Raw genomic sequence first — 12,707 nt, forward strand, 5'->3', positions numbered from 1 at the left:
ACTACAATTTGAGGATTTTTTTATTATTTTGCAATAAATTAAAAAATGATGAACAAAATAATTATTGCACTATTATCTATCACAATGCTAACCTCATGTGGTGACGAAAAAAAATCTGAAAACACCTTAGAAATTACCGGAAATATAAAAGGTCTTAAAAAAGGAAAATTATATATCCAGAGAGTTCAAGACTCAACATTAGTAGTTCTTGACAGTATTATTATAAACGGTAAATCATCTTTCGCAAGTACTATAAAACTCGATTCCCCAGAAATGCTATATTTATATCTAGACCGTGGCGTTTCAAACTCAATAGATAACAATTTACTTTTCTTTGCAGAACCTGGAAAAATGAATATTGATACCGATTTAGAATTTTTCTTAGCCAAAGCTAAAATTACAGGATCAAAAAACCAAGAACTTTATGAGCAATACAAAGACATTGTATCTAAATTTAATGACCAACAGTTAGGTTACATAAAGGACGAATTACTAGCACTAAAAGCAAAAAAAGACATCTCAAAAGAAAATACTAAAAAACAAGAAATACTTTTAAAACGCAGGTATTTATACGCTGGCAACTTTGCACTAACAAATGCAAATCACGAAGTAGCACCATATATTGCGCTAACAGATATTTACGACATTAACATTAAATATCTAGACACAATAGCAAAATCAATGTCACCAAAAGTAGCAAAATCTAAATACGGAAAGAAATTAAATGAATATTTAGCACAAAGAAAAAAACAAGAGTAACTTTTATAAAAAAAGATAAGCAAACAATCCTAATTTAATTACAAAAATAAAGCCCACAAAGATTAATGAACAGCTTTTTTAAATCTCAGTATTTGAGCGTTACCAAAAGGATTAGGCTTTACGCTACAAACTAAGTACACTGAATTTCTATAAAAATAAGCCGAAAGTATTTAACCCAAAATAACAAAATATTTAACAATAATCTATAAGTTTATCTTTATTATTTGAATCAAAAACAGAAAAACAGAAATAAAAATTTAACTTGCTCAAAATACATTCAAATAAAAAACAAAATCAGTTAGAATATTAGTTCTAATTTATTATTTTTGTGCTCCCGAAGGGTCGGGATAAAAAAGTCAAAAACTTCATTATGAATATACACGAATATCAAGGAAAAGAAATTTTAGCAAGTTACGGTGTACGCATACAACGTGGTATTGTTGCAAACAATCCTGTAGAAGCAGTTGCGGCTGCAAAACAATTAACTACCGAAACAGGTACAAGCTGGTATGTAGTTAAAGCCCAAGTTCACGCAGGTGGACGCGGAAAAGGTGGTGGAGTAAAACTAGCCAAAAACTTGCAACAAGTAGAAGAAATTTCTGAACAAATTATTGGAATGCAACTCATTACACCTCAAACTTCTGCCGAAGGTAAAAAAGTGCATAAAGTTTTAATTGCAGAAGATGTGTATTATCCTGGAGAAAGCGAAACTTCAGAGTTCTATATATCTGTTTTATTAAACAGATCTACTGGTCGCAATATGATTGTTTATTCTACAGAAGGAGGAATGGATATCGAAGAAGTTGCTGCACACACACCACATTTAATACACAATGAAGAAATAGATCCATCAGTTGGTTTACAAGCTTTTCAAGCAAGAAGAATTGCATTCAATCTTGGTCTTTCTGGAAACGCATTTAAAGAAATGGTAAAATTTATCGATTCTTTATACAATGCATACATCGGATCTGATGCTTCAATGTTCGAAATTAATCCAGTTTTAAAAACATCGGACGACAAAATAATGGCAGTTGATGCCAAAGTAAATATAGACGATAACGCACTATACCGTCAGCCAAAATATGCTGATATGCGTGATATTCGCGAAGAAAACCCTATTGAAGTAGAAGCTAAAGAAGTAGGCTTAAACTATGTAGATCTAGACGGAACCGTAGGTTGTATGGTAAACGGAGCAGGTCTTGCAATGGCAACCATGGATTTAATTAAATATGCAGGTTTCGAGCCAGCAAATTTCCTAGATGTTGGAGGAACTGCAGACGCTAAACGTGTAGAAACAGCTTTCCGTATTATCTTGAAAGATGAAAATGTAAAAGCAATATTAATTAACATTTTTGGAGGAATTGTTCGTTGTGACCGTGTTGCACAAGGAGTCGTAGATGCCTACAAAAATATGGGAGACGCTATAAAAGTACCAATTATCGTTCGTTTACAAGGAACTAATGCTGAAATTGCTAAAGAATTAATAGACAATTCTGGAATGCCAATTTTATCGGCAGTACAGTTTCAAGAAGCAGCAGATCAGGTAAAAGCAGCTTTAAGCAAATAAAAACATATTTTTTATCCTATTATATTAAAACCTCAGAAATTCTGAGGTTTTTTTTATTACTACAATGTAAATTTTTAAGCTTTTATTAATACATTTTAACGAAATGTATCTAAAAAGTAAAATTTATCATTTAAGAAAAAACACACAAATATTGTTGATTTACAACTATTTACCATTAGACTTTACCATTAACAAAACTTCTCTTAACAAATAAAAAATACAAATTTCTCCCTATTTTAAATATAAGTTAAGCAATTAACAAACACTATTTTAGCAGAATTTCTTTCTTAATTTTGACCTGTAATCTTAAAAGAAAAAATCATGAAAAAGTTAATCTTGTTATTTGTTGTTGTAATTATGAATGTAACTTTTGTTGCGGCAAAAGAGGTAAATCCAGTCGATGATTATCCAAAAGCATTAAAAGAAATTACTAAATTATTAGGCCCATTGAATATTGAAGGTGAATTCGAAAAAACTGTAAGAATCAAATTTACCGCAATGGTCAATTCAGATAATGAATTGATAGTATTACAAGTAGGAACAGAGAATATTATTTTCAAAAAACATATTGTAGAACAATTAAACTACAAAAAAATTGCAAGAGAAATTATGACTCCTGGCAAAGAATATACATTTATAGTAAAGTTCAGACCCGAATAATTAATTTCCAAGCAAAATCCCGTATTGTTACTAAACGATACGGGATTTTTGTTTCCTTATACGAACTTATAAAGCTAAAAATACAATTAGAAATTATTTTTTTGCTTTACCATTATTAAACCTTACTTTTTCTACCACCTGAACTTTTGGTTCTACTTTTTTATTATTAGAAGCAGGTTTTTTCTTAAAATCGGTTTTAGTCTTAAACTCTGTTTTAGGCTTATCAGAAGTTTTCTTAGGAATTTCAGATCTGTGCTTGGCCAAAACATCGTTAGGATTTTTAGGGTTTTCTTTAGTTCCACGCAAGTGTATAACCAAACCGTTCAGAAAATTTCGCAAAATTTGATCACCACATTCTACATAATTTTCGTGTTTCTCGTCACGAAAAAAAGCACCAATTTCTGATTTCGTGATTCTAAAATCTACTAATTCTAAAATTTCTACTATTTGATCATCACGCAACATTAGTGCAACACGCAATTTTTTAAAAATATCGTTATTTGTCATGTTCTATATATTTATTTTTCAAAGATAATTATTAAATTGGACTAAATTCAAATGTAAAGAGAAGAAAAGGATTTTTTGAATTTGTTTATATTTATATTACTTTTATAAAAAAAATAAAATAACACCTAAAATGACAAGAATAGAAGTTTTAAATACTATAATTAACAAAAAAAATGTTAAAAATTATCTAGAAATAGGTGTAAATAGAGGCAAATGTCTATTTAATATTGTAGGACCTGAAAATAAGTTTGCCGTAGATCCTTTTTTTAATTTTAATTTATGGAAAAAAATAAAAGCTGGAATTAAAAATTCGGGAAACTTTAAAAATAAATATTTTGAAGTTACCAGCGATGATTTTTTTGCTAACAATGAAACACTTTTATCTAAAAACAAACTCGATTTAGCCTTTATAGATGGTCTTCATACCTACAAACAATCCTTGCAAGACACTTTAAACACTGTAAAATATCTTGATGAAAAAGGAATTATCGTGTTACATGATTGCAATCCACTTGATCACTTAGCGGCATACCCTGCACATTCTATAGACGAGGCTCGCAAAGATTTGCAAAACCATAAAGATTGGAAAAATATTTGGAATGGCGATGTCTGGAAAACAATAGTTTTTATTAAAAAAAATCATCCTGAATTATCTACTTTTGTTTTAAATACAGACCACGGATTAGGTTTTGTGTATAAAAAACAACAAGAGAAATTACCCGAAATTTTTAATGCGATTACTTCGATCGATGATTTAGATTATACTTTTTTTAATGAACACAGAAACGAATTAATAGATTTAAAACCAGTATCTTATTTTCAAGAATTTTTAGCCACTATTTAGTTATGAATTCTCACCAAGAAAAAATAAGTTTACTTTCTGAAATGATTGCTTTTGCAATAATAGATTGCGAATTACATGATCGGGAGTACGATTTTTTATTGTCAATTTCTGAAGAATTAGAAATAGAAAAAAAAATATTTTTAGATTTATTTAATAAAAGGAATGAACTGGTCATTATTAAAGATGAGTTTAGCAGAATTATTCATTTTTATCGATTAGCACTACTCATGCATTGTGACGGTGTTTTGCACAAAAAAGAAAAAACAGCTATTCACGAAATGGGAATTACCATGGGGCTTAATCCTTTTGCAATGAAACGAATTCTAAAATTGATGGAAGAATCTCCAAAGAAAATTATTGCTCCTGAAAAATTAATATGCGCTTTTCAGGAGCAATTAAATTAGATTTTTTCTTGCAAAGCTTTAATTTCATCTCGCAATTTAGCTGCTTGCATAAAATCTAAATCTTTTGCTGCTTTTTCCATAGCTTTTCGCTTATCACGAATACGTTTCTCTATTTCTGGTTTGCTTAAATATTCTGTTTCTGGTTCAGCAGCCATATTTCCAGAAGTGTAGCCTAATTCAGAATCGACCAATGTATTTTTTGTAAAAGCACTTTCAATTTTTTTGTTTAATGCCTGCGGAATAATATTATTTGCAATATTAAAATTAATTTGTTTTTCCCTGCGATAATTGGTTTCATCGATTGTTTTTTGCATGCTAGCCGTTATTTTATCGGCATACATAATTGCTTTTCCGTTTAGGTTTCTTGCCGCACGGCCTATAGTTTGTGTAAGTGAACGATGACTTCGCAGGAAACCTTCTTTGTCAGCATCTAAAATAGCAACTAGAGAAACCTCGGGTAAATCTAGTCCTTCACGAAGTAAATTAACACCAATTAACACATCGAAAATTCCTTTTCGTAAATCTTGCATAATTTCTATTCTTTCTAAAGTATCTACTTCTGAATGAATATAGCGACAACGAATATTTACTTTTGTTAAATATTTTGCCAATTCTTCTGCCATTCTTTTGGTTAATGTGGTAACCAAAACACGTTCGTCTATTTCGGCACGAACCTGAATTTCTTCTATCAAATCATCTATTTGATTTAAGCTCGGACGAATTTCGATAATTGGATCTAATAATCCTGTGGGACGAATGACTTGCTCTACCACAACTCCATCTGTTTTTTGCAACTCATAGTCTGCTGGTGTTGCCGATACATAAATAACTTGGTTTTGCATGGCTTCAAATTCTTCAAATTTAAGCGGACGATTGTCCATAGCGGCGGGCAATCGGAAACCGTATTCGACTAAATTTTCTTTGCGAGAACGGTCGCCACCATACATAGCGTGCACTTGCGAGAGTGTGACATGACTTTCGTCTACAACCATTAGGTAATCTTTTGGAAAATAATCAAGTAAACAAAACGGTCGTGTTCCTGTACTTCGCCCGTCTAAATATCTTGAATAATTTTCTATTCCAGAGCAATAACCCAATTCTCGAATCATTTCTAAATCGAAATTAGTACGTTCTTCTAGTCGTTTTGCTTCGAGATGCTTACCTATTTCTTTGAAATAATCGACTTGTTTAACCAAATCTTGCTGAATTTCCCAAATGGCATTTTGCAACACATCGGGCGAAGTCACAAACATATTGGCAGGATATATGGTTAGTTTTTCAAATTTTTCGATAACTTGAGTTGTTTTTACATCAAAACTTTCAATTTCTTCTATTTCATCACCAAAAAAATGAATTCGAAAAGCATCATCGGCATAACTAGGATATATATCTACGGTATCTCCTTTTATTCTAAAATTTCCAGGCATAAAATCCATTTCGGTACGTGAATATAAACTTTGCACGAGTTGGTGTAATAATTTAGTCCTAGATATGATTTGACCTTTTTCGATAGGAATTACATTTTTTTGAAACTCGACAGGATTACCAATACCGTAAAGACAAGAAACAGAAGATATTACAATAATATCACGTCGTCCTGAAAGCAATGAAGAAACGGTACTCATTCGCATTTTTTCTAATTCCTCATTAATAGATAAATCTTTTTCGATAAAAACACCAGTAACTGGCATAAATGCTTCAGGCTGATAATAGTCGTAGTACGATACAAAATATTCGACCGCATTATTAGGAAAAAACTGTTTAAATTCTGAATATAATTGTGCTGCCAGCGTTTTGTTATGGGCTAAAACTAAAGTTGGTCTTTGCACTTCTTGAATTACATTGGCAACGGTAAATGTTTTTCCAGAACCCGTAACGCCTAGTAGAGTTTGGTATTTTTCGTTATCGGTAATGCCTTGCACTAATTTTTCAATTGCTTGTGGTTGGTCACCTTTGGGTTTGTAATCTGATTGTACTTGGAAGTTCATTTGTTATGAGTTGCAAAGCTTCAAAGTTACAAATATTGAATTCTAAATTCTAAAATTTTAAGATTCATTCAGTGCAAACGCACACTTTTTTATGTAAAAACAGATAAAAGCTATTGATTTACACTTGTTTAAGTTGTTATTATTTCACGTATTATACTAATAATCAATAATTTGACTTTATGAATACAAATAGCAATTTAATAAGTATTTTCGGCAATATAGAAGACCCTAGAAGCGATATAAACCAACTTCATGACTTAGTTAACATCCTTCTCGTTGGAATAATTTTAGTGATTTGTGGGGCACAAACTTGGAAACAAATGCTTGATTTTGCTTATTCAAAGGAAGATTTTTTAAGAAAATTTTTAAACTTAGATAACGGAATTCCCTCTGAGGACACTATAAACAGGTTTTTTTCCGTAATAGATAGCTCTGAATTTGAAAATTGCTTTATTGAGTGGGTAAATTCTATTTCAATAATCGAAAAAGGTCAAGTTATAGTCTAGGTCAAGTAAGAGTAAATGATAAGTCGAATGAAATTACTGCAATTCCAAAATTATTAGATAAATTAATGATTAAGGGAAACATCATTACCATTGATGCAATGGGAACACAAACCAATATAGTTGATAAGATTATTAAAAATGAAGCAGATTATATTTTAGCGGTCAAAGACAATCAAAAACAACTTTTAGAAGAAATGAAAGATGAGTTTAAGTTTGGTAAAGAAATAGAACTAGTTAGCAATATTGATATCGGTCATGGAAAAAAACTAAATCAAATAATTAGAATAGAGAGTATTATATAATTTGAAAACAGCAATAAGCCCACAGAAAAAGCAACTCGATAGTTGGGATAAAATTACTTGTTGAAAGTGTTGAATATTAAAGTATGAGTTTACCTGATAATTTTAATTATAAAGTTGTGTAACCCTAATTTTTAAAATATATTTGTAGATTAAAATTTAAAACATGAAATATACTTCTCTTGCTTTTTTGATGGTATTTTTTACTATTAATATTTTTTCTCAAGAATATAAAAACATAGATACTACTGCAACTAATGAAAAAAAACTATTTTTGAAAGATTTTAAAAATAGACACGATACTAATATCGAATATGTTAAAAATAATTTTTCTGGAAATACAAAAAAAGATCTTATTAAAAGATATATTGATGCTTTTAATGATTTTTCAAAAACCGTAACAAAAGGAGAGTTATATTTTAATAAAGATGACCAAGAATATTTAGAAAAAATTGTAACCACCATTAAAAATGTAAATCCTATCTTAAAAGAAAAAGATTTTTACATTTATTTGTCTAGAGACCCGAGCATCAATGCTTTTAGTATAGGAGATGGTACCCTAATTATTAACTTGGCTTTGTTTAATGCTTTAAAATCAGAGGGAGAATTGGCGAGTGTAATATGCCATGAGATGGCGCATTATTATTTAGACCACCGAGGCCGTAGTATTAAAAAAAGTATCGATTTTTTAAACTCCGATACCTTTAAAAAAGAAGAACGGTCTATAAAAAAAGAAAAATACAACAAATACAAACGTGCCGACAAATTATTAAAAAACTTAGAATATACTAGAAAAAACAAGTCAAGAATATTTGAATTTCAGGCAGACTCATTAGGCTATTGTTTTTTTAAAAACACTAAATACAATCCACAACAAGCGGTAGATTTATTAAACCATCTATCGGACTCCGACAAAGAAAAAGAAACACTAGAAGAGGCGGATTACAAAATGTTTTTTACCACAAAAAATCAATCTTTTATCAAAGAATGGCTACAGATGGAAGATTTTTCTGATTATCATTACAGTAAAGAAAATAGCCATAGATGGGATATCGATTCGTTAAAAACACATCCTGATTGCAAAGAAAGAATAACAAGAATAAAATTAGACAACCAAAAAAAGACAAATTTTAGTGTAGATGCCTCCTGTTTTGAAAAAATAAAAAACATAAGCCCCTACGAAACGGTTTATAATTATTATTATTTTAAAGAATATGGTATTTGTTTGTATGAGTCTTTAAAACTGTACAGAAAAAACAAAAAAGATGCGTTTCTGTTAGAACTAATTGCCAAAAACTTAGAACTATTGGCAAAAGCAAAAAAAGAAATGAAATTTAACACCTATATAACAAGTATTAACCCTAAAGAACATACTATAAGCCAACAACGATTTCTTAACTTTATGAATAATCTTACCCTAACAGAAATCGAACAAATTTCAAAAGACTATAATAATTTAACAAAAAAACTATGAAAAAACTATTACCTCTACTACTACTCTATCTTACAAGTACCATAAGTTTGGGACAATCGTATAAAATTATGCAATCGGCATCTGGAGTTATAGAGCAGTTTAATGCTATTTATGACAACGAAGAAAATTTATTTGGTTATGTAGAATTGCGAAAAATGGAGCAAGAGTCTAAAGAAACCATGGTCTTTAAATATATAGTTTTAGACAAAAACATGAATACCGTTTGTAGCGGTAACCTAAAAGAAAACATTGTAAAACGTCGTTGCCAAAAAATAAATTACGATATTAGTTACAACAATGGTCATATTATGTTTAGTTTTTTTGAGCAACTTGGCAAATCAGACAGGGTACGTTGCTCGTATCAGATTTTAAAAATAGATACCAACACAATTCTAGCCAATGCCTTTTTTGATGAATTTGTAAAAACCCAAACAAGCATAAAAAAATTAATAAAAAATTACAAAAGCTATCAAATAACAGGCTTGGGCAAAGAGGGTTTTTTAATCCGTAGCGAAAATTATAACCCTTGGCATACTCCAAAACTTTATTATTACGCCATTAATTTTAAAGGCGAAAAAATATGGGAACAAGCATACAAAACACCAGAAAAAAAACGTTTCTATTACAGATACAAATTAATAGATAATGACAATAAATATGTAGTACTATTAGCAGCTAAATACAGACGTAAAAACAAAAAATCTGACAACTTATTAATACTAGATGCCAAAACAGGAACCCAAATAGCATTTACCAATTTATACAACAAAAAATATAGCCTTACTTACGAAAATATAAAAATAAAAGACGACAAAATATACATAGTAGGTAGATTTTTTAAGAAAGAAGCACATGATTTATTAATAGACAATGAGTCTTTAGGATTATACCAACGAATTGTTAATTTAAAAGACGGAAGTATTATAAGCGATAAGTTTTTAGATTACGATAAATTTAACGGACTAGATATTACCAAAAAAGGAAAAGTAAGAGGCGACGGCTATTTAAACTTTACCAAAATAGAAATGAATCCAGATGGAAGTTATTTTCTATTGGGCGAAACATACGGTAGCTATACTCTAGGTTTTTATTACTATGGGCTATATTCCTTTAACATCAATAAAGATTTTAATATGGAAAAAATATACACCTTTGATACCAAAAGATCTATTGGCACAAAATACGTATTCTCACAAACTTTATTAAATAAATCAGGAAAAGTATATTTTTTCTTTGACAAAAACGAAGAAAAAGAACCAGAATTAAATATCCTAAATTTTAATTACGCCAACAAAGAATCTGTGGTCGAAAAAATAAAAATAACCAACAAAGACAGCGAAATAAAAATAATACCAGCCAAACCAGGTTATGTAGGCATAGTCGAAATTTTTAAAGACCCAAAAGAAGGAGAAAAAGCACTAGAACTACGCCTTGAAAAACTAAACTACAAACGTTAATTTAATTAAAATAATAAAAACATTTCTAATATTAACTACCCTACCATAAGCAAGCCGTTATAAATCTAGGGATTGAATTTAGCAATTAAAAAACAAAAGAGAGATTCCTTGCCCAAGAAAATCTCTCTTTTGTTTTACAAAAAATAAGCCATGCAAACCTTAAAAAAAATATATCCATTTACATAAAATGAAGCCTATACATTAATAGCCTGTACCCTATTATAACCCTAACCACACAAAAACAACACCATTTAAGCAATATAAATCTTATTGTATTTATATTTTTTGGTACACTTGCAAGCTACAACGTTACAAAACACCCCAGACTTTTTACTAATCTCAAAACAAAACCCCTAGCAATACTCACAACTATATTAGTAGTATGGCTATCTATTATTATTTAAAACTCCCAAAACACGCAAGGATCAATCCTAAAAATTGTGGGGAAATATAAAAATGTTGACTTTTGTATTTTAAATTATATAGAAATGTAAGATTCATTTGTTGAACTTCTCAAGTTATTATTGCCCGAAATAATCGTTGAACTTCTTATGAAAAAAGAGAAGAAATACTTCATCTATACCTAAGAGAGATTAATTCAATCCCTAAAGAATATCGTCAATCTAAATTAAGTTTAAAAGGATTCTTCGATGAGATAACAGTTCAGGATTTTCCAATTCGTGGTCACCAAGTATATCTGCACATCACTCGTAGAAGATGGCTCAATGAAGATACTGGTCAAGTGGTTTTTAGAGATTGGAATTTAGTAGCAGATGGGACTCGGGTAACACAAGAGTTTGCGTTTTTTTAAAAGAAATCAATAGATTCCAAGACAAATGATTGTAATGCTATAGGGTCTTTCTATGGCGTTAGCGGTAAAAATTTACAATACCAATACAAAGAATTTCTAAGTGATTTTAAATCCTGGGATCAAATAAAACACGCAAAAGAATGGCTGCTTTTTCCTAAAAACATAGCCAAGCGTTTGTCAATAGACCAAACTTCGGCTCACGTAAAAAAAATGGGGAGAAGTCTTAAATTTGGAAAAAAAACAAATGGATTTTTCAATATTTTCTTCCTTTTTACCTGAAGGATTATTATTTCATTTTGACATCGTTGATTTCAAGGAATTAGGTGATTTAGAAACAAAAAAAGATTGCTTTTATATCTATTTAGACGAGAAAAACATTCTCCCAAAAGAATATAGCGACATTGAATATGAATCAAAAGGGTTTTATGAACGAACCAGAATACAAGACTTTCCCATAAGAGGCAAAGCTGTTTATTTAGGTATAAGAAGGCGAAGATGGCGTAATAAAAATAAGAAAACCTTTGAAGTAAAAAGTGATTATTCCTTTATAGCTGAGGGTTCAAAATTAACAGTTGAACTTTCAGATTTTTTAAAAGATACAGGTAGAGACCCGAGAAGATACGATAAGTAATATCGCAAGCTATTACGGGGTTAAAGCCAATTTATTACAGCGACATTACAAGAAAAAGATTAGTGGTTTTAAAGACTGGGAACAGTTAAATCACGCCGAAGATTATTTGATTTACCCTGAAAATATTGGAGAGAATTTAAGTATAGACGAAGTAAGTTTATCAAAAGGAGAACTCTATACCTTTGTTACCAACAAACAAGGAAGAGGGAAGAAAAAGACACTAGTGGCATCTATAAAAGGTACAAAAAGCCAAGATATAATTGATGTTTTAAGCCTTATTTCATTAGAAAAAAGAAAATTGGTAAAGGAAATAACGCTTGATATGGCTAACAATATGCAATTAGTATCAAGAAAGTGTTTCCCTGAGAGTTCATTGGTTACGGACCGTTTTCACGTTGTAAAGTTGGTAATGGAAGCCTTGCAAGATTTAAGAATTAAATATCGATGGGAAGAAATAGAAAAAGAAAATCAAGCCATTAAAATAGCCAAAGAACAGAATCTAAAATACATTCCACTTACATTTGACAATGACGATTCTCCTAAACAATTATTAGCAAGAAGCCGATATATTATGGCTAAAAAACCAAATCAATGGACAGAAAATCAAAAGATAAGAGCAGAGTTATTGTTTAGAAATTATCCACTTTTGCACCAAGCATATAAGCATACACTCGAATTTAGAGATATTTATGAAGAAACAAGCAAAGAGATAGCAAGAGAAAAAATGACTAATTGGGTGCAAAAAACCAAGCAACTCAATATGACTGTTTTTAATACCGCTGCAAATAGTTTGAATTATC

At 30.2% G+C, this 12,707-nt stretch carries 12 protein-coding genes and 1 pseudogene; 11 read left to right on the top strand and 2 right to left on the bottom strand.

Going from position 1 to position 12,707, the window contains the following annotated elements:
- Window positions 1-48: 48 nt before the first annotated feature.
- The 3 genes from B0A57_RS05100 to B0A57_RS05110 all read left to right on the top strand — a co-directional run bounded on the left by B0A57_RS05100 (window position 49) and on the right by B0A57_RS05110 (window position 2,986).
- The gene (locus B0A57_RS05100) at window positions 49-759 is read left to right on the top strand and encodes a DUF4369 domain-containing protein (protein ID WP_011963060.1); all 711 of its coding nucleotides are present in this window, start codon (window positions 49-51) and stop codon (window positions 757-759) included.
- Window positions 760-1,129: 370 nt separating this feature from the next.
- On the top strand, window positions 1,130-2,326 hold the full coding sequence (sucC, locus tag B0A57_RS05105) for an ADP-forming succinate--CoA ligase subunit beta (protein ID WP_011963059.1): 1,197 nt from the start codon (window positions 1,130-1,132) through the stop codon (window positions 2,324-2,326).
- A gap of 321 nt (window positions 2,327-2,647) precedes the next feature.
- A complete protein-coding gene (locus B0A57_RS05110) occupies window positions 2,648-2,986 on the top strand; it encodes a hypothetical protein (protein WP_011963058.1) in 339 nt (112 codons plus the stop codon).
- A gap of 93 nt (window positions 2,987-3,079) precedes the next feature.
- On the opposite strand, the gene B0A57_RS05115 is transcribed toward B0A57_RS05110, so the two are convergent.
- The gene (locus B0A57_RS05115; protein WP_034098272.1) at window positions 3,080-3,493 is read right to left on the bottom strand and encodes a DUF1456 family protein; all 414 of its coding nucleotides are present in this window, start codon (window positions 3,491-3,493) and stop codon (window positions 3,080-3,082) included.
- A 130-nt stretch (window positions 3,494-3,623) separates the two neighbouring features.
- Between B0A57_RS05115 and B0A57_RS05120 the strand changes: the two genes are divergently transcribed.
- Both B0A57_RS05120 and B0A57_RS05125 read left to right on the top strand, forming a co-directional pair.
- Window positions 3,624-4,337, top strand: a complete 714-nt coding sequence (locus tag B0A57_RS05120; RefSeq protein WP_034098274.1) for a class I SAM-dependent methyltransferase — start codon at window positions 3,624-3,626, stop codon at window positions 4,335-4,337.
- A gap of 2 nt (window positions 4,338-4,339) precedes the next feature.
- Window positions 4,340-4,741: a hypothetical protein gene (locus B0A57_RS05125; RefSeq protein ID WP_034098277.1), complete on the top strand. Its 402-nt coding sequence runs from the start codon at window positions 4,340-4,342 to the stop codon at window positions 4,739-4,741.
- Here B0A57_RS05125 and uvrB read toward each other — a convergent pair.
- A complete protein-coding gene (gene uvrB / locus B0A57_RS05130) occupies window positions 4,738-6,729 on the bottom strand; it encodes an excinuclease ABC subunit UvrB (RefSeq protein ID WP_034098279.1) in 1,992 nt (663 codons plus the stop codon). The genes B0A57_RS05125 and uvrB overlap by 4 nt on opposite strands.
- Window positions 6,730-6,983: 254 nt before the next feature.
- On the opposite strand from uvrB, the pseudogene B0A57_RS12370 reads away from it, so the two are divergent.
- The 6 genes and pseudogenes from B0A57_RS12370 to B0A57_RS05165 form a co-directional block, all read left to right on the top strand.
- Window positions 6,984-7,466, top strand: a pseudogene (locus B0A57_RS12370) (ISAs1 family transposase); the annotation flags it as partial.
- A 234-nt stretch (window positions 7,467-7,700) separates the two neighbouring features.
- Window positions 7,701-9,008: a M48 family metallopeptidase gene (locus B0A57_RS05145; RefSeq protein ID WP_034098281.1), complete on the top strand. Its 1,308-nt coding sequence runs from the start codon at window positions 7,701-7,703 to the stop codon at window positions 9,006-9,008.
- A complete protein-coding gene (locus B0A57_RS05150; protein WP_011963052.1) occupies window positions 9,005-10,465 on the top strand; it encodes a DUF6770 family protein in 1,461 nt (486 codons plus the stop codon). Before B0A57_RS05145 ends, B0A57_RS05150 begins: the two co-directional genes overlap by 4 nt.
- 601 nt (window positions 10,466-11,066) lie before the next feature.
- Entirely contained in the window at window positions 11,067-11,276 is a 210-nt protein-coding gene (locus B0A57_RS12475; protein WP_420287330.1) for an ISAon1 family transposase N-terminal region protein, read from the top strand.
- A gap of 229 nt (window positions 11,277-11,505) precedes the next feature.
- Window positions 11,506-11,907, top strand: a complete 402-nt coding sequence (locus B0A57_RS05160) for an ISAon1 family transposase N-terminal region protein (protein WP_227141940.1) — start codon at window positions 11,506-11,508, stop codon at window positions 11,905-11,907.
- Between the two features lies 1 nt (window position 11,908).
- Window positions 11,909-12,707 (top strand): ISAon1 family transposase (locus B0A57_RS05165; protein ID WP_458249590.1); only part of this gene is annotated, 799 nt, incomplete at its 3' end.

This window comes from Flavobacterium psychrophilum DSM 3660 = ATCC 49418 (assembly GCF_002217405.1).
Lineage (GTDB): Bacteria > Bacteroidota > Bacteroidia > Flavobacteriales > Flavobacteriaceae > Flavobacterium > Flavobacterium psychrophilum.

Excerpts from the sequence above, each read along its gene's own strand:
- B0A57_RS05145 (WP_034098281.1), top strand. The coding sequence starts at position 7,701 with ATGAAATATACTTCTCTTGCTTTTTTGATGGTATTTTTTACTATTAAT.
- sucC (WP_011963059.1), top strand. The coding sequence starts at position 1,130 with ATGAATATACACGAATATCAAGGAAAAGAAATTTTAGCAAGTTACGGT.
- B0A57_RS05125 (WP_034098277.1), top strand. The coding sequence starts at position 4,340 with ATGAATTCTCACCAAGAAAAAATAAGTTTACTTTCTGAAATGATTGCT.
- B0A57_RS05110 (WP_011963058.1), top strand. The coding sequence starts at position 2,648 with ATGAAAAAGTTAATCTTGTTATTTGTTGTTGTAATTATGAATGTAACT.
- B0A57_RS05115 (WP_034098272.1), bottom strand. The coding sequence starts at position 3,493 with ATGACAAATAACGATATTTTTAAAAAATTGCGTGTTGCACTAATGTTG.
- B0A57_RS05150 (WP_011963052.1), top strand. The coding sequence starts at position 9,005 with ATGAAAAAACTATTACCTCTACTACTACTCTATCTTACAAGTACCATA.
- B0A57_RS05120 (WP_034098274.1), top strand. The coding sequence starts at position 3,624 with ATGACAAGAATAGAAGTTTTAAATACTATAATTAACAAAAAAAATGTT.
- uvrB (WP_034098279.1), bottom strand. The coding sequence starts at position 6,729 with ATGAACTTCCAAGTACAATCAGATTACAAACCCAAAGGTGACCAACCA.
- B0A57_RS05100 (WP_011963060.1), top strand. The coding sequence starts at position 49 with ATGAACAAAATAATTATTGCACTATTATCTATCACAATGCTAACCTCA.